The sequence below is a fragment of the Xanthomonas sontii genome (assembly GCF_040529055.1).
In the GTDB taxonomy this organism is placed as follows: Bacteria; Pseudomonadota; Gammaproteobacteria; order Xanthomonadales; family Xanthomonadaceae; genus Xanthomonas_A; species Xanthomonas_A sontii.
In genome coordinates, this window is the sequence record NZ_CP132342.1 from 4079357 (window position 1) to 4105197 (window position 25841).

Sequence of the window (25841 nt, forward strand, 5' to 3'; positions counted from 1 at the left end):
CCGGGGGCAACAGGACAGGCCTGCACTTTAGCGCACACGTTCCCACAGAAAAACCGATAAAGTCTGACGCAATCCGTCAGGAAAACTCACATGACCAGCACGCGCCGCCTGCCCTCGCTCAACGCCCTGCGTGCGTTCGAGGCCGCCGCGCGGCTGCGCAGCGTCGGCGCCGCGGCGGCGGAACTGCATGTCACCCATGGCGCGGTCAGCCGTCAGGTGCGGCTGCTGGAGCAGGAACTGGGGTTGCCGCTGCTGCAGCGCGACGGCCGCGGCATCCGCCCGACCGCCGCCGGCACGCACCTGTGCGAGGCGGCCGGCAGCGCCTTCGCGCAGTTGCAGGACGCGGTGGCGGAGTTGCGCCGCCCATCGCGCCCGGCCGCGCTGGTGCTGGGCTGCCCCGGCAGCATCCTCGCCCGCTGGATGATTCCGCGGCTGCAGGCGCTGCAGCGCGACCTGCCGGCGCTGACCCTGCACCTGTCCGCGCACGAGGGCGACTTCGCCGCCGATCTGGACGGCCTGGATGCGGCGCTGCTGCTGGGCCAGGCGCCATGGCCGGCGGACTGGCAGGTGCGCGTGCTGGCGCCGGAGCGGATCGGCCCGGTACTCAGCCCGGCCCTGCCGCAGGCACCGGCCCTGACCGCGGCCGCGCCGGCGGCACTGCAGGGACTGCCGCTGCTGCATACGGTGTCGCGCCCGCAGGCCTGGCCGGCCTGGGCCGAGGCGCAAGGCCTGGCGCCGGCACAGTTGCGCTACGGCACCGGCTTCGAGCACCTGTACTACCTGCTGGAGGCGGCGCTGGCCGGGATCGGCGTGGCGATCGCGCCGCAGCCGCTGGTCGCCGACGACCTGGCCAATGGCCGCCTGCTGGCGCCGTGGGGCTTCGTCGACACCGGCGGGCAGTGGGCGCTGTGCGCGCGGCGGGAGCAGCAGGATCCACGGGTGGAGGCGTTGGCCGGGTGGTTGGCCGGCGAGTTGCGGGAGGATCTCGGCTAGGCGTATTGCCTGGCCTGTTCGCTGGCAATTCGCGGCGCAACCGCGCTGTACAGGACGCTTGGCCGCGACGCCTGGCGTGCGCGGGAGTGGAGGTGTCTGTCGCGGCTGAAGCCGCTCTACATGGGTGCGTGGGGCGTCGAGCGCCCATCGGCGGGCGCGCGCGTCAGCCCGGCTGCGCCGGCGCGGCCAGGCGCCGCTGCAGGTCGTCGCGCAGCCGGCTCAGCTCGACCTCGGCCGCGCGCCGCTGCTGCATACCGTCGCGGTGGATCTCGCGCACCTCCTCCACCGTGGCGATCAGTTGCTCGTGCACGTGGCGCAGCGTGTCCATGTCGATCACCGCGCGTTGGTTGGCGCGCGCCGTGTCCACCGAGGCCTGCCGCAGCAGGTCGGCGTTGCGGCGCATGATGTCGTTGGTGGCATCGTCGATGGCGTTGGACAGCGCCGCCGCGTTCTGCTGCTCGTGCAGCGACAGCTGGATCGCGAACTGGCGCTTCCACGACGGGATGGTGATGTCGCGGACGGTGTTGAACTTCTCGATCAGTTGCAGCGCGTTGGCCTGGATCAGCCGGATCATCGGCAGCGCCTGCTCGGCCGCGTGCTGCATCACCTGCAGGTCGCCGACGCGCTTGTCGAGCAGGCGCAGGGCGGTGTCGATCTCGGCGCGCTGGCCGCGCGCCTGCGGATCGTCCTGGCCCGCCAGCGCCAGGTGCTGTTGCTGCAGTTCGGCCAGGCGCAGCTTGCCGGCAGCGACGTGCAGGCCCAGTTCGCGGCGCTCGGCCTGCACCATCTGGTGCATGCGGTCGAATTCGCCCACGCGCTGGCCGAGGTTGGCCTGCTGCGTGCCGACGTCGCGCAGCAGTTGTTCGATCTGCCGGTTGGTATCGCTGAACTTCTGCACCAGTTCGTCCTTGGACGCGCGCAGGCGATCGATCAGGCCGCCGATCAGCGGCACCCGCGAGCGCTCGCCGAGCTGGTCGAGCTTGAGCGCGCGCGCGATCCGCACCACTTCGCCGAGCTTGTCGCCGCTGGCCTCCAGGTCGCGGTTGCGGACCTGGTCCAGCAACTGGCTGGAGAACGCGGCGGTCTGCGCGGCGACCTCGGTGCCGAACAGGTGCAGGCTGCCGGGCGTGAGTTCGCGCAGGCCCTGCGCCAGCGCCGCGATCTGCGCACGATCGTCCGGCACCAGGCCGAGCGCCTTGAGCTCGGCTTCGTCGGGTTGCAGCGGCAGGCTCTGCGGCGTCAGCGGGTGTTCCTGGGTCATCATGGTTCTCCTTCGATAGCGATTCGCGGCGGCGGCGCAGGCTCAGCGCAGTCTAGCCCGCATGGCCTGCAGTTCGGCCAGGATGTGTTGCTGCGCCTGTGCGGCGCGGGCCACGTGGTCCCTGCCCTGCGCTGCCTGCGGCGTGACGGCGGCCTGGCGCCAGGCCGGCAGCAGCACGTCGCGGATGTTCCTGTAGCGTTGCAGCAGGTCCTCGACCTGCTGTTGCAGCAACCGCCATTGCGCCGCTTCCAGGCGCCAGGCGGCGGCGAGGCGGCGCAAGTGGTCGAGTCGCTGGTTCCAGGCCTGCGCCAACGCCGGGTCGGGCGTCGGCGCCGCGGCGATCCAGCGCTCGAGCGCGGCCACGCCGGCCTCGGCGACGCCGGCGCTTTCGGCATATGCCTGGCCCGCGTGCCGCAGCGCCTGGGCATGCGCATCGGCGCGCAACAGGACCACGCCCAGTTGCGCCTGCAGGGTCTCGGCCTCGGCCTGGCGCTCCAGGTCGCGGCCGAGCAGACGGCCGAGCAGGCTGCTGTCGCGGCGGATCCGCCGCGGATCGCGCGCCTGCAGTGCGTGCTGGATGCGCTCCAGCTCCTGCACCAGTGCCGCGCCGGCGTCCGGCGCGGCGGCGCGCGCGGCCAGCGCCTTTGCGACCGCCTCCAGCAGCGGCGCCGCGTAGCCGGACGCGACCTGCGCGTCGTTCGCCGCGGGCGGCGACACCGGCGGCTCGGGCAGCGCAGGAGCGGCGCGCGCGCTCACGCCGGGCCGGGTTCGGGATCGTCGCTGCGCGCGGCGCCCGCGTCGCCATAGAAATGCCGCGCCAGCGCTTCGTCGAGCTGGCGTTCGGCCAGCGTGCGCGGCCGCCGCACGCGCGGCTCCGCTTCCGGCGCGGACGGCTCGCGCCACGACGCGCTCAGCGCCTCTGCCAGCGCGGTCAGCGCCTGCCCGGCCTGCGCCTGGCCCTCGTGCGAGCGCGCGAGTGCGTCCAGCAAGGGCTGCAGCGCGGGCGTGACCGATGCGTCCGTCGGCGCAGGCGCGGCCGGCGTGGTCACAGGCGTGGCGGGCGGCGCTTCGCGCTCGCGTTCGGCCAGCACCTGCCGCAGCAGCGCAAGAAGTTGCTCCCAGCGTGCCGGTTCCGGACTCGGCTCGGCACGCAGCCCCTGCAGGCCGCCTGCGATGTCCGCCAGCTGCGCCACCATGCGCCCGCCGACATCGGCCTCGTCGGCGCCCATCGCCTTGTTGCGCAGGAAGTCGCGCTTGATCTGGTCCCAGCGCGCCTGTTCCTCGGCGCCCATCGCGCCGCGCAACTCGGCCAGCTTGAGCAGGTTCTCCTCGGCGCCGCTGGTCAGCAGTTGCGCCTCGCCCAGGTAGTGGTCGGAGATCAGCTGCTGCAACTCGGCCTCGTTCATCACCGGCGAGACCTTCTCCGCCAGCTTGTTCATGTTGCGGTAGCTGCCCTGCAGCCGGAACGGCGGCTCGGTGCGGTAGCGGTCGTCCTGCGCAGCGCTGGCGATGTACTGCTGGTTGACCTTGTACACCACCTCGCGCACGCGCAGCAGGCGCTGCAGCGTGGCCACGATCTCGTTGATCTCCGCGCCGCTGTAGGCATGGCTGAGCGCGTTGCTGGAGATCTCCTTGCCGCGCGCGCGATCCACCAGCAGGTACAGGTCCGCCAGCTCGCGCGTGGCCAGCGGCGCGAGCACCGGATTGGAGGTGAGCGCGTTCTCGATGTAGCTGAGCAGGAACGCCTCCTCCATGCCGCCGAGCACGTCGCCCAGGTTGTAGATGTCGGCGCGGTTGGCGAGCATGTCCGGAATCTTGAACACTTCGCCGGACTCGGTGTACGGATTGCCGGCCATCACCACGCAGAACTTCTTGCCGCGCATGTCGTAGGTGCGCGTGCGCCCCTTCCACACGCCCTCGATGCGGCGCGTGCCGTCGCACAGCGAGATGAACTTCTGCAGGAATTCCGGGTGCGTGTGCTGGATGTCGTCGACGTAAAGCATGGTGTTGTTGCCCATCTCCAGCGCGAGATTGAGCTTGAGCAATTCCTGTCGCGCGGTGGCGTCCGGCGCCTGCGCCGGATCCAGCGAGCGCACCGCGTGGCCCAGCGCGGGACCATTGATCTTCATGAAGACCAGGCCGAGCCGGCTGGCGACGTACTCCATCAGCGTGGTCTTGCCGTAGCCGGGCGGCGAGATCAGCATCAGCATGCCCATCAGGTCGCTGCGCTTGTTCTCGCCGACCGTGCCCATCTGCTTGGCCAGGTTGTCGCCGATCACGCCCAGGTAGACCTCATTGATCAGCTTGTTGCGCACGAACGAGGACAGCGGCCGCGGCTTGAACTCGGACAGGCGCAACTGCTCGCGCTCGCGGGCGATGACCTGCTGGCGCAGTGCCTGGTACTGGCGGAAGCCGGGCACGAACACCTGCTCGTGGTGGCGCAGGCGCGCCAGGAAATCGTCGATGGCCAGGCGCAGGCGCCCGCCTTCGATACGCGGATGTTCGCCGAGCAGGCCCTCCACCGTGGCCATCAACGCCACCTCGCTGGCGCGGCTGCGCAGCCGCGGCGCCAGCAGCGCGATCGCCACCGCCTCGGGCGCGTAGCCGGCGTGGACCGCGAAGCGCGGATCGTGGCACAGGCCCTGCACCCACTGGCTGGCCTGCGTCCAGGCGGCGCCGAGCTTGCCGCGCACGCGTTCCAGGCCTTGCTCGAACTGCTCGCGCAGCCCGGCCTCGGCCAGCCGCGCATGCAGCGCATCGAGCAGTTCCCGCGCATGCCGGCTGAACGGGAAAGTCGGTTCGCCCTGCGCCAGTTCGGCCGCCAGGTAGGCGGCGGCCGCCCGCGCCTGGGCGGCATCGAACGCAAGCCCCGCGTCCTCGGCGAAGCGCTGCATGGCCTGCGCCATCTCGGCCTGCAGCGCGTCGCGGCCGTCGCGCGCGCCGAACAGGCGCGCGATCGCATCGACGCCGGCCTGGCGCGCGACCCACGCGGCCACCTCCTCCTCGCGCTGGCGTTCGGCCCAGAACGCCAGCGCCAGCGCGCGCGCGGCCGGGGCGTGCATCAGCGTGCCCGCGGCCTGCTGCAAGGGCAGCAGCGCCTGCAGGATGCGCGTGGCGTCGTGGTCGTGGATGCCGCGCTCGTAGCCCTCGCGGTAGCGCGGCGCGGCGAAGTCGCGCACGCTGCGCGCCAGCGCGTCAGGTGTGGCCGCCAGTTGCGCCAGCGCATCCAGGCTCAGCCCCTCCTCGCCCGCCAGCGCCGCTTCCAGCATGCGCCCGGCCAGGTATTCGCCGCGGTAAAGCGTGGGCGATTCCGAATCCAGCGTCACCTGCCAGTAGGCGCGGGTGGCGTCCAGTGCGGCGTCCTGCAGCGGCTCCAGGTAGTCGGTGCCGGTCAGATGCAGCGCCAGTCCGTCCTCGCGCGGCAGCAGGGTCAGGTCCAATGCTTGCGTGTTGACGCTGAAGCGGTGCCGCGGACCCAGCCGCACCACGTTGCCGCCGGCCTCGAACAGCTCGCTGCGGTCGCGCAGCGCACGCACCGCCTGGTCGCGCACGCCCTTCAGCCGCGCCTCGACGTCGTCGGCCTTGACGCTGTCGCGGTAGCCGCGCAGCCGCTCGGCCAGCTCGCGCAGCTTGAGAATCAGCGGGTCGCCGGCGAAGAAGGCGTTGAGTTCGTCGGCATTGGCGAAGCGCTCGGTGCGCCGCGGCAGGCCGTCGAGGATGCGCGAGGCCGCGTCCAGCAAGGAGCGCGCCTTGCGCTGGCGGTCGTCGAGCAAGGCCTGCTTGTGCGTCTCGAACGCCTCGACCAGTTCCTCGCGCTTGCTGAGGATGTCGCCGAGGAACTGCTCGTGCTCGCCGAACTGGCTCTCCAGTTCCTCCAGTTGCACCATCAGCCGCGACAGTTGCTCGTCGGCGCGCTCGGGATCGGTGGACAGCGCCAGCGCGCTGGTGATCGCCTGGCCGAACAGCGCGAACTGCGCGCCGAACTGGGCCACGGTCTCGGCCGAACCCAGGCTCTTGCGGCGCTGCTCGGCACGCGCGCGCGCCTGGTTGAGCCGCGCATAGACTTCGGACAGGGCCTCGACCACGCGGGTGCGCTCGGTGGCGTCGTCGACCTTGAGCCCGGCCATCAGTTCCGACAGCAGGTCCAGGTCGGCCGACATCGCCTGCATCGCCTGCACCTGCTCGGACAGCGCGCGCGCGGTCGCCGCCGCCTGCGCCGCCGCGTCCAGCTCGGCCAGGCGCGCGTGCAACGGCGCCAGCGCGCTTTCGCTGCCGAGGAAACGCCCGGTGGCGGCGCCGACCGTGTCGTGGGCCTGCTGCAGCGTCGCGCCCATCGCATCGATCGCATCGGTGTCGATGTAGCGGTACTCGCGGATGGTCAGCAGATGACCGCGCTGCGCGGCGATGGCGTTGAGCGGTTCGACGAACTCCTGGATGCTGTTCCAGTTCTCCGGCTGCAACCGCGCCAGCAGCGCCTTGTGCGCGGCCGTGGCCTCGGCCATCGCCTGGTCGGACTGCTGGCGGATCGACAGCACCTTTTCGTATTCGTCCAGCACCGCCTCGCCGGTGGCGCTGATGCCGCGCAGCACGCCGGCCAGGTCGCCGCAGTGCGCGTCCTCCAGCCAATGGTGCGCGTCGAACAGGCGCCGCGCGTCCTCCACCAGCAACTGGTAGCGCTGCACCGAGACCTCGTCGCGGTCGATCGCGCGCGCCAGCCCGAACAGGCTGGAGATGCCGCGCACCAGTTCGGCATTGCCGATGCGGCCGAGGAAGGTGTTGCTCGGCGGGCGCCTGGCGGCGAACTCGTCGCTGCTGAAGGGAGTCTGCCAGACCTGCATCGGATGGATCCGGGTCGGCTCGCTGCCCTCGGCATGGAACAGCACCATGCGCCCGTCCTGCAGCAACGCATAGCCATGGCCGAACACCGGGTTCTGCAGCGCGCGGCGGATGGTGTTGTAGACGAACAGCGCGGACTTGCCGCCCTCGCGCTCGTAGAAGATGTACAGCACGTCCTCGCCGTTGGGCGAGCGGATCGCGCGCTTGAACTGCATCCCGTCCATCGCCGCGTCGAACGCCTTGTGATCGCCGTTCTGCAGGTAATAGCCGCCGGGAAAAATGATGCCGTGGTCCTCGGGCAGCTGCACGCAGGCCTGCACGATGGCGTCGTTGCGCACGATGCGGCCGCTGAGCGTGTTGTAGATCAGCCCGCGCCACTGCGTCTCGCGATACGGCAGCACCTTGAGCAGGACCAGGCTGCCGACCCGCGCGAAATCGAACTGCGCATCGTCCAGCGACTGGGTCTTATCCTCCACCGGCTCGCTGTAGATGCCCTGCCCGGTCTCGGTGTTGTTCTCGACCTTGATGGTCAGATCGCCGCCGATGGTCTCCACGAACAGGGTATCGAGGATGTTCAGATGCGAATGGCGCCCGTTCACCGCCATCTCGCGGGTGGCGCGGGTCCATTCGAAGTCGAACGGCGGCGGCAGCGCGATGTCGCGTTCGCCGCGCGCATCGATGTAGGTGAGCGCGCCGTCGCTGTCCTGCGCCCAGCGGAATACGCGCACGTCGCTGCTGCGCTCGCCGATCTGGAACGCCGCCAGCAGCTTGCCGCCGATGACGATCAGTTGCAGCAGCCGCGCGTGCTTGTAGTAGGCGTACAGCTCGCCGAAGTCGTGCACGAAGCCGGCCTGGCCGAGGAAGCTGCCGGCCAGGTCGATCGGGCTGACGTCGTAGCCGTCGGCGCCCTCGACCAGCCGGTAGAGCCCGAACACGTCCTGCACGCGGGTCTGGTTCTTGAGCCCGAGGAACACGTTGTAGCCGAACAGCAGTAGGTCCGGCCCGACCTGCACGATGTCGCGGCCGACGCAATTGTGCTCGGTGCGGATGCGGAAGCGGCCGTCCACCTCGAGACGGCTGTCGCCGAACTCCTGCAGGCGCTGCCGGTTGAGCGCCTCGACCGCGTCCTGCAGCCGCGCACCCTGCTCGACCAAGCGCTTGCGCAGCACGTCGTAGGCGCCGCCCTGGGCGACCGCCTGGTCGACCTGGCTGGGCGCCTCGCCCTCGGGCTGGGGATCGGTCTGGGATTGGGGGGGTGTTGCCATCGTCGCGGCTCCTGCCGGCTTGCGGGGGATCGGCGCATCGCGCCGCGCGCCCGCCACGGGTTGCGGCGACGCGCCACCGTCGCCGGCCGCGCGCCGCCTGCGCAGTCAGTCCAGTGCCGCGCTCAAGGCTCGGCGACGGGCAGTTGGCCAGCCGCGTCCGGCGCCAGCCGCGACGGCGCCGCCGCGCCGCGCTGCACGCCGAGATAGCGCTGCATCAGGTCCTGCACGATCGGGCTCTTGTCGGCCAGGCCTTCGATCGACTTGCCGAGCGAGACCGCCTTGATGAGGTTGTCGAACATGCCGCCGTCGCCGCCGACCAGGTCGATGTCGGCATTGCGCAGGGCGCTGGCGATGACCTCGGCGTTCTCCTTGGACACTTCCTTGCCGGCCTCGATCGACGCCAGCGCCTGCTTGAGGCTGTTGTCGAGCAGCATCCGGAATTCCTCGTGGCCGCGCGCGCTGTCGCTGAGCGCGCCGATCGCCTCGAACTTGCGGGTCAGGCCGTCGGCCTCGGCCAACAGGCGCTTCTCCACCACCACCGCCTCGGCCATGCCGATCGACTCGGCGGCGCTGGCCTTGGCCTTGCCCATCTGCTCTTCGCCCTGCGCCTTGGCCTGCAGCGTCTCGGCCAGCACGCGCGCCTCGTTGCTGCCCTGCTTGAGGCTGGCATCGGCCTTGGCCTCGATCACCCGCGCCTCGGCGATACCGACCTTCTCGATCGCCAGTGCCGAGGCTTCCTTGACCTGCGCGTCGGCCAGACCGGGCGCGGCCTTCTCGGCGCGGATGCCGTCGGCGAGCAGCTTCTTGGCTTCGGCCTGCTTGCCGGCGGCCTCGTGTTCGGCCTGCGCCAGGGTGGTCAGTTCGACCGCGCGGTGCTTGGCCGCGGTCTCGCGCGCCTGCGCGTCCTTGACCTGGCGCACCAGCAATTCCTGCGCCTTGGCCTCCGCTTCCAGGATCGTGACCTGCTTGAGCCGGTCGGCCTCGGCGACCTGGCGCACTTCCTTGATCCGCTCCTCTTCCTGCGCCACGGTCTTGTCGATGGCGATGCGCTCGCGGGTGATGTTGGCCACGTCCATCTTGCCGTTCTCGACCACCTTGTCGCGCTCCACGCCCTGCAGCTGCACCTCGCGATCGGTGGTGACCTGCTCCAGCTGGCGCGCACGCGCGACCCGCTCGACCTCGATGGCCACCGCGCGCTGGCGATTCTGTTCGGCCACTTCGACCTCGCGCAGGCGGTTCTGCTCGCGGATGTCGATCAGCTGCTGCGCCTCGATGCGCGCGTTCTCCGCCAACTGGCGCTGCTCCTCCTGCACCTTCAGCGTCTCGGCCTGCTCGCGCGCGCGGATCGTGTCGACCTCGCGCTTCTGCCGCGCCTCGGCCTCGGCCTGCTGCCGCTCCAGCGCCAGCATCGCCTCGCGCGCCTCCACGTTCTTCTTGGTGATCGCCAGCTTCGCGTTCTGCTCCAGCTCGTTGGTGACCACGTTCTGGGTGCCGGTGAGCTCGGTGATCTTGCGGATGCCCTCGGCGTCGAGGATGTTGTGCGGATCCAGCAGCGCCTTGGGCGTCTGCTCCAGGTAGTCGATCGCCACGTCCTCGAGCACGTAGCCGTTGAGGTCGTTGCCGATCACCGCGATGATCTCGTCGCGGAACTCCTGGCGCTTCTCGAACAGCTCGGTGAACTCGAACTTCTTGCCCACCGTCTTGAGCGCCTCGGAGAACTTGGCGTTGAACAGTTCGTCGACCGCGTCCTTGTCCGAGGCGCGGTCGGCGCCGATCGCCTTGGCCACGCGCAGCACGTCGGCCTGGGTCTCGTTGACCCGCAGGTAGAACGCCACGGCGATGTCGGCGCGCATGTTGTCGCGGCAGATCAGCCCTTCCTTGCCGCGGCGGTCGACCTGAAGGGTGATCAGGCTGATCCGCATCAGCTCGGCGCGGTACAGCACCGGCACGATCAACGCGCCGGTGAAGTGCACCTTGGGCGTGGCGCTCATGTCGTTGACGATCAGCGCTACGCCCTGATCCACCTTGCGGTAGAACGCGCGGAACAGGCCGGCCAGCCCCAGCAGCAGCACCAGCAGGATGCCGACGCCGATCAGAAACGGCGCCATCGTCGCAAAACTCATCGGTGGATCTCCTTATCGCCCGCAATCAGGCTATGTGGAAACGGCAAACCCGGCAGATCCTGCTCGCGGGCGATCAGATAGTGGTTGTGCGCCTGCACGTACTCGACCAGCACCACGCGCTCGCCGCGCGGGTAGACCTGGCCGGCCTGGGCACGCACCTGCAGGACCAGGCCGGCGCCGCCATCGTCGACGGTGGCGTAGCCGGAGTCCGCGTCGGCACGCGGCGAGGCGACGACGCCGACCTTGCCGAGCAACGACGTCTGCGCCACCGGCCGCAGCCGCAGCAACAGCCGGCGCAGCGGCCGCAGCATCCAGGAGGTCAGCGGCAGCGCAGGCAACAGGGCCAACAGCGCCACGCCGCTGCCGATGCCCCAGCGCAGGCCGGCCGGCAGGGACTGCAGCAGGAAAAGATGGACGAAATAGGTGCCGAGCCAGCCCCAGAACGACAGCAGCGCCACCACCAGCATCACTGGCGCACCGCCCAGGCCCAGCCGCGCGAAGACGGCGGACACGCCGTGCAGGCCATGGTCGGCGCCGTCGACATGCAGATGTCCGTCCGGCGCGGCATGGTCGCCGATGCCGAAGGCGGCCAGCGCCCAGTAGAGCGCGGAAAATGCCAACAGGATGCTGTACGGCAACGTCGGAAATCCCAGTGCGACGTTCAGGAACTCGGCCATCCCCTCATCCTTGCTGTGCCGTGACGGCGCGTCCCATCATGGGCTCGCGTCATCCCGCCGGCCTGCGCGCACGGCGCGCGGCGGACCGCCGGCAGGTTCTAGAGCCGGATGATACGTGAAAGTCGCGGCGGTTGGCCCGCAGCGCGGGCCGAAGCGGCGGCACCTGCGGCGGCCGGCGCCGGCCCGGACCCGGCAGCGGGCTGCTCCCGGCGGCGCGTGCCAGCCGGCAGCGCTCAGCAGTTGGTGTTCAACTCGTGGCAGTCGGCGCGGCGCACTTCCTCGACGAACTTGCGCATCTTGTGGCCGTCCTTGATCCCGGGCTGGCTCTCGATGCCGCTGGACACGTCCACGCCCCACGGCAGGGTGCCGATGATCGCGTCGAACACGTTGTCGCCGTTGATGCCGCCGGCGAGCAGGAACGGCCGGTGCAGGCCGGTCGGCAGCCGCGACCAGTCGAAGGTCTTGCCCGAACCGCCGCTTTCGCCGGGCGCATGGCTGTCGAACAGGAAGCCGGCCGCGTTCGGATACTGCAGCTGCAGGGTGCGCGCATTCACCTCGCCGCCGCCCATCGGCACCGCCTTCAGGTACGGCAGGTTGAAGCTGCGACAGAAGCCGTCGTCCTCGTCGCCATGGAACTGCAGCAGGGTCGGACGCACCGTGCGCAGCACCTCGCGCACCTCGTCCTTGGGGTTGTCGCGGAACAGCGCCACCACGTCCACCATCGGCGCGGCGGCCTGGCGCATGGCCCGCGCCTCGGCCGGCGCCACCCGCCGCGGGCTGCCATGGGCGAACACGAACCCGATCGAATCCACGCCCAACTCGCCTGCCAGGCGGATGTCGCCGGCGCGGGTCATGCCGCAGAACTTGATGCGGGTGCGATACAGCGTGCGATTCATAGCGTGACCTCGTCCGGAAGCGTCCAGTGGGCGGGATAGAGGGGACCGACGAACACCAGGCCCTGCGGCGGTGCCGTCGGACCAGCGACGCGGCGGTCGCGTCCCGCGAGCAGTTCGCCAATCCAGGACACCGGCTTTTCGCCCGTTCCCACCATGACAAGGGAACCAACGATATTGCGCACCATGTGATGAAGGAATGCATTGGCCTGGACCTGGATCTCGACCAGCTCGCCGCTGCGGGTCACCGCGATCGACTGCAGCTCGCGGCGCGCGTGCAGGGCCTGGCACTGCACGCTGCGGAAGGCACTGAAGTCCTGCTCGCCCAGCAGCGCCTGCGCCGCCGCGTGCATGGCGTCGGCCTGCAGCGGCCGCCGCTCCCAGCTCAGGGTCTGCCGGTACAGCGCCGGGCGCACCTGGCGGTTGAGCAGGCGGTAGCGGTAGCGGCGTGCGCGGGCGGAGAAGCGCGCGTGGAAGTCGTCGGCCACCGGCACGCACCAGCGCACGCACACCGAGGGCGGCAGCCGCGCGGTGGCGCCCAGCATCCAGCCGCGCGCCGGGCGCGGCGCATCGCAATCGAAATGCACCACCTGGCACTCGCCGTGCACGCCGGCATCGGTGCGGCCGGCGCAGACCACGCTCACCGGGGCGTCGGCCACCGACGACAGCGCCGCCTGCAGCGTGGCCTGCACGCTGGGGCCGCCACTCTCGCCGAGCTGCTGCCAGCCCTGGAACTCGCTGCCGTCGTACTCCACGCCTAGCGCGTAGCGCATGCGGACCTCCGTCGCAGTGCGGCGTCTCCCTCGGCGCGCGCTGCGGCCGACGCGCGCAGGGACCAACACGGGGCGCCTGCAACGCCATCGCGGCAGTGCCCCTGCCCGGCCGGAAGCGCGCGCTCGGCGCGCGCCCGTCGCCGATGCGCAGAATGCCGCTGGGCCGTCCCGATCCAGGCCGGACGGCCGCGGCGAGCGCGCCGCGCGCCGCCTGCTGCCATCAGTCCAGCCGTCCCAGCAATTGCAGCGCCTCGGCGCGTGCGGCCGGATCGCCACTGGCCGCGACCTCGGTCAGCAGGGTACGTGCCGTCTCGTTGTCGCCCAGATCCATATACGCCACCGCCAGTTCCAGACGCTCGCGGCCCGCCGGCGGATACGGCGACGGTGCTTCGACCGGGGCCGGGGCCGGCGCGGCAGGCTGATGCCAGGTCGGCTCCTGCCGGCCGCCGCCGGCGTCCTTGTCGGCATGGGCGTCGCCGCCCGGCACTGCGACCACCGGCGACGGCTGCCGCCACGGCGCCTCGGCAGCCGGTGCGGCCTCCGAATGGGCATCGGACACGCCAGCGGAATGGTCGTCGTCGTTGTCCGCGGACAGCGGCGCATCGGCCGGCGCCTGCCGCAGCGACTGCTGCGCCAGCACGCGCTCGAAGGCGTCGTCGTCGAGCGCGGTGTGGTGATCGGCGTGATCGGCGTGATCGGCGGCAGCGTGGTCCAGATGGTCGGCGCGCGACCACTCTTCCAACGCCTCGTGGTCGCGGGCGACCGTCTCCTCCTCGGCCAGCGGCTCGGCCGGCTCCAGCGGCGGCAGTTCCGGCGCATCGACATCACGGTGCGCGACCACCGGCACCGCGGCGCTCGCCGCCAGCGCGGCGTCATCGTCGCGCGGCAACGGCGGCAGCGGCGAGGGCTTGCGCCGGCGCGACAGCAGCCAGGCACCGAGGCCCAGCACCAGCAGGCTCAGCCCGCCCCACAGCCACAGCGGGAACCCGTCATTGGCCGGCGCCTGCGCGGGCGCGGCCGCTGGCGCCGCCTTCCCGGCCTGGGCCAGGCGCTTCTGCGCCGCAGCCAGGTCGCTGTCCTTCAACGCGATCAGTTGCTGCTGCTGGGACTTGAGCTTTTCGAGCTGCTCCACCCGCGAACGCAGTTCCTGGACCTCGGCATCGCGTGCCGCGAGGTCTTCGCGCACCTGCTGCAATTGTTGGGCTGCCACCATGTCTCCTTCGTCGCCGGCACCGGTGCCGGACTTGGTTCCCGCCTCGCGGCGCGTCGCCGGCACCGCCGGCGCGATTTCCAGGCGTGCGCCAGCGGCGGCGGCCGGCGCCGCGGCGGCCGGCTTGGGCGCAGTCTGCGCCGTCGCCGCGTCCTGCTGCGCCTGTGCCGGCTGCGGCACCGGCGCACGCGCCTGGCGCCATTGCACCGCCTGCTCGCGCACCACCGCCTCGGCGGCGGCGGCATCCAGGCTCGCCAGGTCCTCCTCGCGCGGGGTGCGCAACACCGCGCCCTGCTTGAGCAGGTTGAGATTGCCGCGGATGAAGGCGTCCGGATTGGCGCGCAGCAGCGCGACCATGGTCTGGTCCAGCGAATGGCCGTTGCCGCGCGCCAGTTGCCCAGCGATCTGCGACAGGGTCTGCCCGGCGCGCACCGGCGCCAGCGCATCGCCGGGCGCGGCCGCGGGGGCCGGCGCCGGACGCGGCGTCGCGGCCGGCCTGGCGCTCGGCGTCGCCGGCGTGGCGGCGGCGGCAGGCGCTGGCGCCGCGGTGGACGTTTCGCGGGCGATGCGGTCGGACGGCTGCGCCGCGGCCGGCGCATCGATCGCCGGTGCATCGATCGCGGCGGCGGTGTTGGGCGCATCGATCAGCGCGGAGTATTCGCGGATCAGCCGCCCCTGGCCCCAATCGACCTCGATCAGGAAGCTCAGCGACGGCACGTCGACCGGCATGCGGCTGCTGACCTGGATCACCGCGCGGCCCTTGCGGGTCTGGGTGAAACGGAACTGCAGATCGCTGACCAGGCCCTGCGGGCGCTCCAGCCCGACCCGCGCGAAGGTCGCCGGCGAGGCGAGCGCCACCCGCGCCCGCTCCAGTTCGCCCGGCTCGTTGGAGATCACCGGGATCTCGGCCAGGAACGGCTCGCCCGGCTTGGACAGCACGCGGATATCGCCCAGGCCCAGGGCCAGCGCGGCCTGGCTGCAGGCCAGCAGCAACAGCGCCGTGGCAGCGCGACAGACATGGCGCAGCCCGCGCACGGCGGACACCGCATCGCCGCGACGGCGACGGAACAAACGTGGTTGTAGGCGCATCCCGCCCCTGCCCCTTGGAATCATGCGTGCAATATATAGGAAGCCGGGACCGGGGACCCGGGGTCCGGAAAAGCCGAGACAGGGACCGCGTTGCTGGTGCACTGCTGAAATCCACGACGCAAGAACACACTGCAGCAGGAAAGCCCAGGCACGCCACTGTGGGAGGGACTTCAGTCCCGACGCGAGGTGCGGCCGCTGTCGGGACTGAAGTTCCCAAAAAATCCGGGCCCGGAAAAGCCCCCGTGGGGAGGCTGGAGACTCGGAAATCCGAGACAGGGACCGCGCTTCATAACGCGGTGTGCGGGATCTCGCGTCGGGACTGAAGTCCCTCCCACAACGGGGCGAGCGCGGATACCTGCGACTTCCATTTTCCAAACAAAAAGCCAGGGCTCGCGCCCCGGCCTTCGCTCCACTCCGCCGCACGATCAGGCCGCGCGGCCAGCCACGCCGCCACGCCATGAAACCGCGGGACCCGGGTCCCCGGTCCCGGGTCCCGGCTTTCAGCCCTCCTGAGCCACCAGCTCGGCCAGCTGCACCGCATTGAGCGCGGCGCCCTTGCGGATGTTGTCGGCCACCACCCACAGGTTGAGGCCGCGCGGGTGCGAGAAGTCCTCGCGGATGCGGCCGACGAACACCGGGTCCTTGCCGGAGGCATGGGTCACCGGGGTCGGATAGCCGCCGGCCTTGTGCTCGTCGACCACTTCCACGCCCGGCGCCTGACCCAGCAGCGCGCGCGCCTGCTCGACGGTGATCTTGCGCTTGGTCTCGATGTTGACCGCTTCGGAATGGCCGAAGAACACCGGCACGCGCACCGCGGTGGGGTTCACCAGGATGCTGCTGTCCTCGAGGATCTTCTGCGTCTCCCACACCAGCTTCATCTCTTCCTTGGTGTAGCCGTTGGGCTGGAAGTCGTCGATGTGCGGGATCAGGTTGAAGGCGATCTGCGCCTGGAACTTCTGCGGCTCGATGTCCTGGAACGCCAGCAACTGCGCGGTCTGCTTGCCCAGCTCCTCCATGCCCGAGCGGCCGGCGCCGGACACCGACTGGTAGGTGGCCACGTTGATGCGCTCGATGCCGTATTCCTTGTGGATCGGCGCCAGCACCGGCATCAGCTGCATGGTCGAGCAATTGGGGTTGGCGACGATACCGCGCGGACGCTGCTTCAGCGCGTGCGGATTGACCTCCGACACCACCAGCGGCACGTCGTCGTCGTAGCGGAAGGTCGAGGAGTTGTCGATCACCACCGCGCCGGCCGCGGCGAACTTCGGCGCGTACTCCTTGGAGATGCCGCCGCCGGCCGAGAACAGCGCGATATCCACGCCGCTCGGGTCGAACGTGGCCAGGTCGAGCACGGTGACCTTGTGGCCCTTGAACTCGACCTGGCCGCCGGCCGAGCGCTCGGAGGCCAGCGGGTACAGCGTGGCGACGGGGAAATCGCGCTCGGCGAGGATGCTCAGCATGGTCTCGCCGACGGCACCGGTGGCGCCGACGACGGCGACGTTGAAACGACGGGTTGCATTGCTCATGGAAGATTCGATCCGCAGAAAAAGAAGGGGAGGAACAGCCGCACTGCCACGTGGATTCGGGGAACCTGCCGTGCGCGTCGCGCGCGGCGCCGCAGGCTCCCTATCGTTTTTTGTCCGCGATCGCCCGCGCGCCGCCGCCGGCCGCGGAGATCGCGTCCAGGTTCAGCGCGTTGGGCGGGCGCCCGGCGTCGGCGCCGATGCCCAGCGCGGCGAGCAGGTTGTCCACCGCCAGCGACACCATCGCGCGGCGCGTGGCCACGCTGGCGCTGCCGATGTGCGGGGTCAGCACCACGTTGCGCAGCGCCAGCAGCTCCGGACGGATCGCCGGCTCGCCTTCGAACACGTCGAGTCCGGCTGCGGCCAGACGCCCGTTGGCCAGCGCGTCGGCCAGTGCGACTTCATCCACTAGGCCACCGCGGGCGATGTTCACCAGCGTCGCGGTCGGCCGCATCTTCGCCAGCGCGGCGGCGTCGACGATGTGATGCGACTGCGCGCTGTACGGCAGCACCAGCAGCAGGTGGTCGGCGCGCGCCAGCAGGTCGTCGAAGCCGACGTACTCGGCGCGATGCGCGCGCTCCACCTCGGCCGGCAGGCGGCTGCGGTTGTGGTACAGCACGCGCATCGAGAAGCCGGCGGCGCGGCGCGCGATGGCCTGGCCGATGCGGCCCATGCCGAGGATGCCGAGGGTGCTGCCGTGGACATCGGCGCCGAGCATGGTCTGGAACGACCACTGCTGCCACTGCCCCGCACGCAGCCAGCGCTCGGCCTCGCCGACGCGGCGCGCGGCGGCCATCAGCAGGGCGAAGCCGAGATCGGCGGTGGTCTCGGTGAGCACGTCGGGGGTGTTGGTGGCGACGATGCCGGCCGCGCTGAGCGCGTCCAGGTCCAGATTGTTGTAGCCGACGCCAACGTTGGCGATGGCGCGCAACCGCGGCGCGCCAGCGATTTCGGCGGCGCCGATGCGTTCGTTGAGAGTGACCAGGGCGCCGTCCAGCGGCGCCAGCGCCTGCGCCAGGTCCTGCGGCGAATACCTGGTCACGTCCGCGGTGGTGGTCAGCGCGCAATACTCGCCCAGCCGTGCGACGACATCGTCGAACAGCGGCTGGCTGACCCACACCCGCGGCCGCGACTCAGCCATCGCCACCGCCGGGGATGCGCGGGGTCACCGTGCCGACGTCGCCGCATTGCGCGCGGTGGCGCAGCGCCTGGTCCATCAGCACCAGCGCCATCATCGCCTCGGCGATCGGGGTGGCGCGGATGCCGACGCAGGGGTCGTGGCGGCCGGTGGTGATCACGTCCACCGCCTGCCCGTCCACATCCACCGTGGCGCCGGGCAGGCGCAGGCTGGAGGTGGGCTTGAACGCCACCGAGACGACGACCGGCTGGCCGGTGGCGATGCCGCCGAGCACGCCGCCGGCGTGGTTGGACTGGAAGCCGTCCGGCGCGATCAGGTCGCGGTGCTCGGTGCCCTTCTGGGTCACCGCGGCGAAGCCGTCGCCGACCTCCACGCCCTTGACCGCGTTGATGCTCATCATCGCCGCGGCCAGTTCGCCGTCGAGCTTGCCGTAGATCGGCTCGCCCCAGCCCGCCGGCACGCCGTCGGCGACCACGGTCACGCGCGCGCCGATCGAATCGCCGGACTTGCGCAGCGCATCCATGTACGCCTCCAGCTCCGGCACCTGCGGCGCGTGCGGCCAGAAGAACGCGTTGTCCTCCACCGCGTCCCAGGCGAAGCCCTGCGGCAGCAGCGGCCCGAGCTGCGACAGGTAACCGCGCACGCGCACGCCGTAGCGCTGCGCGAGCCACTTCTTGGCGATGACGCCGGCGGCCACGCGCATGGTGGTTTCGCGCGCGGAGGAGCGGCCGCCGCCGCGCGGATCGCGGATGCCGTACTTCTGCCAATAGCTGTAGTCGGCATGGCCCGGGCGGAACTGCCGGGCAATGTCGGTGTAGTCCTTGCTGCGCTGGTCGGTATTGCGGATCAGCAGGCCGATCGGAGTGCCGGTGGTGCGGCCCTCGTAGACCCCGGACAGGATCTCGATGGCATCGGCTTCGCGTCGCGCCGAGGTGTGCCGGCTCTTGCCGGTGGCGCGGCGCTGCAGGTCGTGGGCGAATTCGCTGGCGTCCAGTTCCAGCCCCGGGGGGCAGCCATCGACCACGCAGCCGATCGCCGGCCCGTGCGATTCGCCGAAGGTGGTGACGGTCAGCAGCTTGCCGAAACTGTTCGCGCTCATGTCGCTTGCGTCACCGGTCCGCGGCCAGCGCGGCGATGCGCGCGTGATGCGCGATCAATTCGCTGCGCTCCACCGCGAAGATGCCCATCTGCCCGACCTTGAACTCGACCCAGGCGAAGTCCACTTCCGGCAGCAACTGCGCCAGTGCACGCTCGGACTCGCCGACCTCGCAGATCAACAGGCCGTCCTCGCTCAGGTGCGCCGGCGCGTCGCGCAGGATCTTCAGCGCCAGGTCCAGGCCGTCGTCGCCCGCGCGCAGGCCCAGCTCCGGCTCGTGCGCGTATTCCGGCGGCAGCGCGTCGGTCTCGGCGTGGGTGACGTAGGGCGGATTGGTGACGATCAGTTCGTAGCGGCGCCCGCCCAGCCCGGCGAACAGGTCGGACTTGACCAGTTCGACGTTGTCGGCCAGCAGCCGCTCCTTGTTCTCGGCGGCCAGGCTCAGCGCGTCGTCGCTGATGTCGACCGCGTCCACCTGCCAGTTCGGATTGTAGTGGGCCATGGCGATGGCGATGCAGCCCGAGCCGGTGCACAGGTCCAGCGCGCGCTCCACCGGGCGACCGGCCAGCCACGGCTCGAAGCCGGCCTCGATCAGCTCGGCGATCGGCGAGCGCGGCACCAGCGCGCGCGCATCGCTCTTGAAGCTGAGCCCGGCGAACCAGGCCTCGCCGGTGAGGTAGGCGGCGGGGATGCGCTCGGCGATGCGGCGCTCGAACAGCGCCAGCACCTGCGCCTTCTCCGGCGTGGTGACCCGCGCGCTGCCGTAGGCCGGGCCGAGGTCGTGCGGCAGGTGCAGCGCGTGCAGCACCAGTTGCGTGGCCTCGTCCAGGGCGTTGTCGTAGCTGTGGCCGAAGCTCAGCCCGGCGGCGTTGAAACGGCTGGTGCCGTAGCGGATCAGGTCGATGATCGTGTGGAGTTCGGCGGCCGCGTCGGCAGTCATGGCAACAGGCAAGGCAATTCGGCCCCCGATTATAGAGGCCCGGCCGCTATGATGAGCGTTCGTTGCATGGGAAATCAGTATGTTCAACCGCACCTTCGGCATCGTCCTGGTGGTTGCCCTGGCCGCCGGCCTGGGGCTGCTGCTGGCCCAGAAGTATTTCGGCGGCAGCGCCGCCCCGGCCTGGCCGGAGACCCGCACGGTGCGCATGTACCCGCAGCCGCGGCCCCTGCCCGACTTCCACCTGCGCCAGACCGACGGCACGCCGCTGGTGCCAGGCGAGCTCAAGGGCCACTGGACCCTGGTGTTCCTGGGCTTCACCGCCTGCCCGGACGTGTGCCCGACCACCCTGGCCAACCTGGCGCGCGCGCAGAAGCAATGGGAGACCTTGCCGGACACGCTGCGCCCGCGCGTGCTGTTCGTCTCGGTCGACCCGCAGCGCGACACCCTGCCGCGGCTGGGCGAGTACGCCCACGCCTTCCACAAGGACACCATCGCCGCCACCGCCGACGTGCCCGAGCTGGAGCGCTTCGCCACCGCGCTGGGCTTCGTGTTCCAGAAGGTGCCCGGCAAGCATTACGCCGAGAACCCGAACGACTACAGCATGGACCACTCCGCCGCGATCGCGGTGCTCGACCCGCAGGGCCGCCAGGCCGGGCTGATCCGCCCGCCGTTCGATGCCGCGGCGATCGCCGCCGACCTGCAGGCCCTGACCAAGGCCACCGCCCCATGAGCCTGACCACCCGCCTGACCTACGTGCTGCCGCACCGGCTGCTGTCCTCGCTGGCGCGGCGCCTGGCCTATTCGTCGCGGCCCGGGCTCAAGCAGTGGCTGATCGACACGGTGGTGCGCCGCTTCGGCGTGGACCTGAGCGAGGCCGCGCAGCCGGATGCGACCGCTTACCCGACCTTCAATGCCTTCTTCACCCGCGCGCTGAAGCCGGGCGCGCGCGTCGCCGACCCCGACCCGCAGGCGCTGCTGATGCCGGCCGACGGCCGCATCAGCCAGCTCGGCCGGATCGAGGACGGACGCATCTTCCAGGCCAAGGGGCAGTCGTTCACCGCCGCCGAACTGCTCGGCGACGACGCCGCCGCGGCGCCGTTCGCCAACGGCCTGTACGCCACCGTGTACCTGTCGCCGCGCGACTACCACCGCGTGCACATGCCCTGGACCGGCACCCTGCGCGAAACCGTGCACGTGCCGGGGCGGCTGTTCAGCGTCGGCACCGATGCGGTGCGCAGCGTGCCGCGCCTGTTCGCGCGCAACGAGCGCCTGGTCTGCCATTTCGACACCGACTTCGGCCCGATGGTCTCGGTGATGGTCGGCGCGCTGCTGGTGTCCGGCGTGGAAACCGTGTGGAGCGGCGTGGAGATCCCGCGCTACGCCGACCGCATCACCCGCAAGGACTGGCGCGGCAAGGGGATTACCCTGCAGCGGTTCGAGGAGATGGCGCGCTTCAACTACGGCTCCACGGTGATCGTGCTGCTGCCGCCCGGCGTGGCCGCGTTCGACCCGACGCTGAAGGCGGAATCGCCGGTGCGGCTGGGACAGGCGCTGGCGCGGCTGGTGCGCTGAGGTGCGCAGGGCCGCGGCGCGGCCCTTTGCGGGGCGTGTCTCTGTGGGAGGGACTTCAGTCCCGACGCATTGGCACAGAGAGACCGCGAGCTCGCGATGGATGTCTGAAAAAGCCGCACACCCAACACTGCGGCAGCCGCACCCTCATCCGGCGCTGCGCGCCACCTTCCCCCGAAAAGGGGGCCATGGTCCCAGGGGGAGAAGGGATGGGCCGCGCTCGGGTCTCGCGGCCGGAGCTTCAGCTAGCGACCCGCGAGATACAACGGCACCCACTGTGGGAGGGACTTCAGTCCCGACGCATGGACGGTGACAGACCGCCAACCCGCAATGGATGACCGAAAAGCCGCACGCCCAACACTGCGGCAGCCGCACCCTCATCCGGCGCTGCGCGCCACCTTCCCCCGAAAAGGGGGCCATGGCCCCGGAGGGAGAACGGAGCGACAGCGCCCTACTTCTCGCAGCCCACCAGCTTCAGCGACTGCCCCGGCTTCAGCGCATAACCCGGCGCACGCAAGCCATTCGCCTTGGCCAGCTCCTTCAGGTCGCAGTCGTGACGGTCGGAAATCCGGCCCAGGGTGTCGCCCTTGGCCACGCGGTAGTTGCGCACCTGCTTCTGCTTGGGCTTGGCCGGCGCGGGACGGCCGGTGGCCACCGTGGTCGGGACGCCGGCGACCGGACTGACGTCGCCCACCGCGACATTGCCGGTAAGGTCGGCGGCCGGCGCCGGGCTGCCGCTGCGCACGGCGGAGGTGACGTCGGCGGTGATCAGCGCGCGCGCCAGGTCGGCGCGTGGGCCGCTGACGCAGTAGCGGTTGTACAGGCCGACGATCTTGGTGGTGGCGTTGATGGTCACCCCGGCCGGGATCCAGCCGTCCGGCTCGTAGCGCGGATTGAGGTTGCGCAGCGCGCGCATGTAGCCGTCGCGGGTACCGTCGCTGCCCAGGCAGATGGTCAGTTCGTAGATGGTGGTGGACTTGGCCAGACGCAGCGTGGCCGGCTGCGCATTGATCTTGGGGAAGGCCACGCCGTACTGCTGCGGGTGCAGGAAGATCCACGCCGCGGCGATCACCATCGGCACGTAGTCCTTGGTCTCGGCCGGGAACTGGTTGTACACCGACGCGTCCCAGAAACTGCGGCCGGGCATCTGGTTGAACACGCGCGCGGCGCGGCCTTCGCCGCCGTTGTAGCCGGCCAGCGCCAGTTCGACGCTGCGATTGAGCTCGGCCATGCGCTCGTTGATGTAGACCGCGCTGGCCTCGGCGGCGCTGCGCGCGTCGTAGCGGGTGTCGAAGCCGGTACCGTCCGGGCCAAGGCCGAAGCGGCGCCCGGTGGCCGGCATGAACTGCATCAGCCCGGCCGCACCCACCCGCGAATTGGCGTGCACGCGGCCGTTGGACTCCTTGGCGATGATGCCGAACAGCAGCGCTTCCGGCAGGCCGCGCTTCTCCCATTCCGGCCACATGATCGCGCGCAGGTTCTGGTAGTTCTCGTAGCTGCTCATCAGTGCCGGCCGCATGTCGGTGAGCCAGCGGCGGATGCCGGCCTGTACCGCCGGGTTGTACTCCACCATCGAATCGAAGGCGTGGCGCTTGTCGTTGAGCAGGCGCGCCGCACGCGCGGCTTCCGGCACATCGGCGGCGAGCGGACTGATGTGGTCGGGGTCGGCCTGCAGCGGCGCCGAGTCGTCGTCGGCGGCATCGGTGTCGCTGGCCTGGCCCTGCGCATCGGCCTTGGCTTTCAGCAGGCGCTTGTACGCGCCCAGATAGGTGCCCACCTCGCAGCCGCGCTGCTTGATGCAGGCCTGGATCACGTCCTCGATGTCCTCCAGCGCGGCGTCGCTTTCCTGGGTGCCCTTGGGGTCGCTGTTGCCGACCAGCACCAGGGCGTCGTTGTAGCGCTTCTCGGCGGCGGCCAGGCGCTGGTCGAGGACGGCGATGGCGGCCTGGTCGCGGGCGGACACGCGGGCTTGGGCGGCAGGAGCGGTGCAGGTCAGCGCCACGGCAGCCGCGACGGGCCACGCGTGGGTGAAGCGGAACGGAAGGGGCATGGTGGGACGCGGCGACGGAAAGGCCGCAGGGTAGCCCCCGCCGTCGCATCGCGGCAAGGTCGCGGCGGCCAGGGTCCAGCCCGCGGCGGGGCCAGGGTTCATCGCCGGCGGCCATCCCGCACCGCAGCACAAGTACCGCGCGCGCTGGCTCCCGTGCCACCGATGTCGTCCACCATGCCGGTGCCGCACCCGCAAACGACCACACCTCGCAAAGACCGCGGCTGGCAGGGAGTGCCGGCAGTTGCAGGCAGGCGCAGCGCGCCCGCGGTGGCTCGCACGCGTTCGGCCATGCCGCGTACGTTCTAGAATCCGGGCATCTCATTGCGGACCCCGATATGGACCCGATCCTGCTAGGCAAAGGCGTGACCGACGACATCGCAGTGCTGCTGCAACCGCGCCTGGGCAACCGCCACGGCCTGGTCGCCGGCGCCACCGGCACCGGCAAGACCGTGACCCTGATGACGCTGGCCGAAGGCTTTTCGCGCATCGGCGTGCCGGTGTTCCTGGCCGACGTCAAGGGCGACGTGGCCGGCCTGGCGATGCCCGGCGACGGCAGCGAGAAGGTGCTGCAGCGCGCCCGGGAGATCGGCGTGGCCGACTACGCCCCGGCCGCCAACCCGGTGGTGTTCTGGGATCTGTACGGCCAGCTCGGTCATCCGGTGCGCACCACCGTCAGCGAGATGGGCCCCACCCTGCTGGCGCGCGTGCTGGAACTCAACGACACCCAGGCCGGCGTGCTCGACATCGTGTTCAAGCTGGCCGACGACCGCGGCCTGCTGCTGCTCGACCTGGACGACCTGCGCGCGCTGCTGGCGCTGGTGGTGGAAGAGCGCAAGGACATCTCCACCGAATACGGCCTGGTCAGCGCGCAATCGGTGGCGGCGATCCAGCGCGCGCTGCTGCGCCTGGCCCAGGACGGCGGCGAAGGTTTCTTCGGCGAACCGGCGCTGGACCTTGCCGAACTGATGCGCACCGCGCCCGACGGCCGCGGCACCATCAACATCCTCGCCGCCGCGCAACTGGTGCTCAAGCCGCGGCTGTACTCGACCTTCCTGCTGTGGCTGCTGTCGGAACTGTTCGAGCAACTGCCGGAAGTGGGCGACCTGGACAAGCCCAAGCTGGTGTTCGTGTTCGACGAGGCGCACCTGCTGTTCGACGACGCGCCGCCGGCGCTGGTGCAACGCATCGAGCAGGTGGTGCGGCTGATCCGCTCCAAGGGCGTGGGCGTGTACTTCTGCTCGCAGTTCCCCGACGACGTGCCCGACAGCATCCTCGGCCAGCTCGGCAACCGCGTGCAGCACGCGCTGCGCGCCTACACGCCGCGCGACCAGAAGGCGGTGCGCACCGCCGCCGAAACCTTCGTGGCCAATCCCAAGCTGGACGTGGCCAAGGCCATCTCCCAGCTCGGCACCGGCGAGGCGCTGGTGTCCACGCTGCAGGACAAGGGCGTGCCGGCACCGGTGCAGCAGACCCTGATCGCCCCGCCGCGCTGCCGCATGGGCGCGATCACCGACGCCGAGCGCGCGCAGGTGCGCGCCGGCAGCCCGGTCGGCACGCGCTACGACACGCCGGTCAATCGCGAATCGGCGGCGGAACTGCTGGCGCGCCGGGTCGAGCAGAGCGCCGACCACAGCGCCGCGCCGCCGGCACGCACCCGCGAACAGGACGAAGCGCAGGACAGCGGCTTCGGCCAGGCGGTCAAGGACGCGGTGTTCGGCACCAAGCGCCGCCAGGGCATGCTCGAGGCGATGGCCAAGCAGACCTCGCGCACCATCGGCAATCGCATCGGCCAGCAGATCGTGCGCGGCATCTTCGGCAGTATCTTCGGCGGCAAGCGCTGAGCGCGGCCGACGCCAAAGGAAGCTCCAGCATGCACAGGAACGCGATGAGCGCCTTGCAATGATGTCGCGGCAAGACAAGCCGACAACGCTCCAGGGAAGCTGCCACTGCGGCTGCCTGACCGTCGCGTTCTCGACGGATCAACCGGCCGAAGAAATCCGTCCGCGCGCCTGCGACTGCAGCTTCTGCCAGAAGCATGGTGCGGCATACGTTTCCGATCCCGCCGGCACGCTGCGACTGACGGCCACGCATGCCGAGGCCGTGCATCGTTATCGCCAGGGTGCGGAGGCCGCGCAATTCCAGCTGTGCCGCCAGTGCGGGGTGCTGGTCGCGGTCACGTTCGAGCATCAGGGGCGGCTTTACGGTGCCGTCAATGCCGGCTGTCTGAACAAGACGCCGGCGTTGGGGGCCGCAGCACCGGTGTCCCCGCAATGGCTGGACGCCGAGGCAAAAACGGCCCGATGGCGGCAGGCGTGGGTGCCGGACGTGCAATGGGTCATCGCTGACACCTGAGCATGCCTGCCGCACACCGTCGTCACCGGCGATCGACAGGCGAAGCGTTCAGA

Annotated in this window: 18 protein-coding genes; 5 read left to right on the top strand and 13 right to left on the bottom strand. The window is 70.8% G+C overall.

What is annotated here, in order from left to right; translation table 11 throughout:
- The first annotated feature begins 90 nt into the window (after positions 1–90).
- Positions 91–993, top strand: a complete 903-nt coding sequence (locus tag RAB70_RS17130; protein ID WP_148829988.1) for a LysR family transcriptional regulator — start codon at positions 91–93, stop codon at positions 991–993.
- A 163-nt stretch (positions 994–1156) separates the two neighbouring features.
- Here RAB70_RS17130 and RAB70_RS17135 read toward each other — a convergent pair whose 3' ends face one another.
- From RAB70_RS17135 to prmB, 12 genes are all read right to left on the bottom strand, one after another.
- On the bottom strand, positions 1157–2254 hold the full coding sequence (locus tag RAB70_RS17135; RefSeq protein ID WP_225851726.1) for a toxic anion resistance protein: 1098 nt from the start codon (positions 2252–2254) through the stop codon (positions 1157–1159).
- Between the two features lie 42 nt (positions 2255–2296).
- Entirely contained in the window at positions 2297–3010 is a 714-nt protein-coding gene (locus RAB70_RS17140) for a hypothetical protein (RefSeq protein ID WP_225851725.1), read from the bottom strand.
- Positions 3007–8355, bottom strand: a complete 5349-nt coding sequence (locus RAB70_RS17145; protein WP_148829986.1) for a DNA repair ATPase — start codon at positions 8353–8355, stop codon at positions 3007–3009. Before RAB70_RS17145 ends, RAB70_RS17140 begins: the two co-directional genes overlap by 4 nt.
- 122 nt (positions 8356–8477) lie before the next feature.
- Positions 8478–10478 (bottom strand): flotillin family protein, encoded by a 2001-nt coding sequence (locus RAB70_RS17150; protein ID WP_026143208.1) that lies wholly within the window; start codon positions 10476–10478, stop codon positions 8478–8480.
- Positions 10475–11155 (bottom strand): DUF1449 family protein, encoded by a 681-nt coding sequence (locus RAB70_RS17155; RefSeq protein WP_148829985.1) that lies wholly within the window; start codon positions 11153–11155, stop codon positions 10475–10477. The genes RAB70_RS17150 and RAB70_RS17155 overlap by 4 nt, the downstream gene beginning before the upstream one ends.
- A 233-nt stretch (positions 11156–11388) precedes the next feature.
- Positions 11389–12051, bottom strand: coding sequence for a phosphoribosylanthranilate isomerase (locus tag RAB70_RS17160; protein ID WP_010342993.1), 663 nt, complete (start codon positions 12049–12051; stop codon positions 11389–11391).
- Entirely contained in the window at positions 12048–12821 is a 774-nt protein-coding gene (truA, locus tag RAB70_RS17165; RefSeq protein ID WP_017911049.1) for a tRNA pseudouridine(38-40) synthase TruA, read from the bottom strand. Before truA ends, RAB70_RS17160 begins: the two co-directional genes overlap by 4 nt.
- 220 nt (positions 12822–13041) lie before the next feature.
- Complete coding sequence (locus RAB70_RS17170) at positions 13042–15102, bottom strand: FimV/HubP family polar landmark protein (protein WP_408068844.1); 2061 nt, start codon at positions 15100–15102, stop codon at positions 13042–13044.
- A 518-nt stretch (positions 15103–15620) separates the two neighbouring features.
- Positions 15621–16646, bottom strand: coding sequence for an aspartate-semialdehyde dehydrogenase (locus RAB70_RS17175; protein WP_148827804.1), 1026 nt, complete (start codon positions 16644–16646; stop codon positions 15621–15623).
- Positions 16647–16746: 100 nt separating this feature from the next.
- A complete protein-coding gene (locus RAB70_RS17180; RefSeq protein WP_148827805.1) occupies positions 16747–17784 on the bottom strand; it encodes a D-glycerate dehydrogenase in 1038 nt (345 codons plus the stop codon).
- Complete coding sequence (gene aroC, locus RAB70_RS17185; protein ID WP_017911319.1) at positions 17777–18880, bottom strand: chorismate synthase; 1104 nt, start codon at positions 18878–18880, stop codon at positions 17777–17779. Before aroC ends, RAB70_RS17180 begins: the two co-directional genes overlap by 8 nt.
- A 10-nt stretch (positions 18881–18890) precedes the next feature.
- On the bottom strand, positions 18891–19817 hold the full coding sequence (prmB, locus tag RAB70_RS17190) for a 50S ribosomal protein L3 N(5)-glutamine methyltransferase (protein WP_148827806.1): 927 nt from the start codon (positions 19815–19817) through the stop codon (positions 18891–18893).
- 79 nt (positions 19818–19896) lie between these two features.
- On the opposite strand from prmB, the gene RAB70_RS17195 reads away from it, so the two are divergent.
- Positions 19897–20547 carry an SCO family protein gene (locus tag RAB70_RS17195; RefSeq protein WP_148827807.1) on the top strand — a complete coding sequence of 217 codons (651 nt, stop codon included), beginning with the start codon at positions 19897–19899 and terminating at the stop codon, positions 20545–20547.
- On the top strand, positions 20544–21389 hold the full coding sequence (asd, locus tag RAB70_RS17200) for an archaetidylserine decarboxylase (protein ID WP_148827808.1): 846 nt from the start codon (positions 20544–20546) through the stop codon (positions 21387–21389). The genes RAB70_RS17195 and asd overlap by 4 nt, the downstream gene beginning before the upstream one ends.
- Before the next feature lie 448 nt (positions 21390–21837).
- Here the strand turns inward: asd and RAB70_RS17205 are convergent, their stop codons facing one another.
- Positions 21838–23436 carry a transglycosylase SLT domain-containing protein gene (locus tag RAB70_RS17205; RefSeq protein ID WP_017915164.1) on the bottom strand — a complete coding sequence of 533 codons (1599 nt, stop codon included), beginning with the start codon at positions 23434–23436 and terminating at the stop codon, positions 21838–21840.
- 335 nt (positions 23437–23771) lie between these two features.
- Between RAB70_RS17205 and RAB70_RS17210 the strand changes: the two genes are divergently transcribed.
- Positions 23772–25277 (top strand): helicase HerA-like domain-containing protein, encoded by a 1506-nt coding sequence (locus RAB70_RS17210; protein WP_148827809.1) that lies wholly within the window; start codon positions 23772–23774, stop codon positions 25275–25277.
- A 58-nt stretch (positions 25278–25335) separates the two neighbouring features.
- Positions 25336–25788 carry a GFA family protein gene (locus RAB70_RS17215; RefSeq protein ID WP_148827810.1) on the top strand — a complete coding sequence of 151 codons (453 nt, stop codon included), beginning with the start codon at positions 25336–25338 and terminating at the stop codon, positions 25786–25788.
- The last annotated feature ends 53 nt before the right edge of the window (positions 25789–25841 follow it).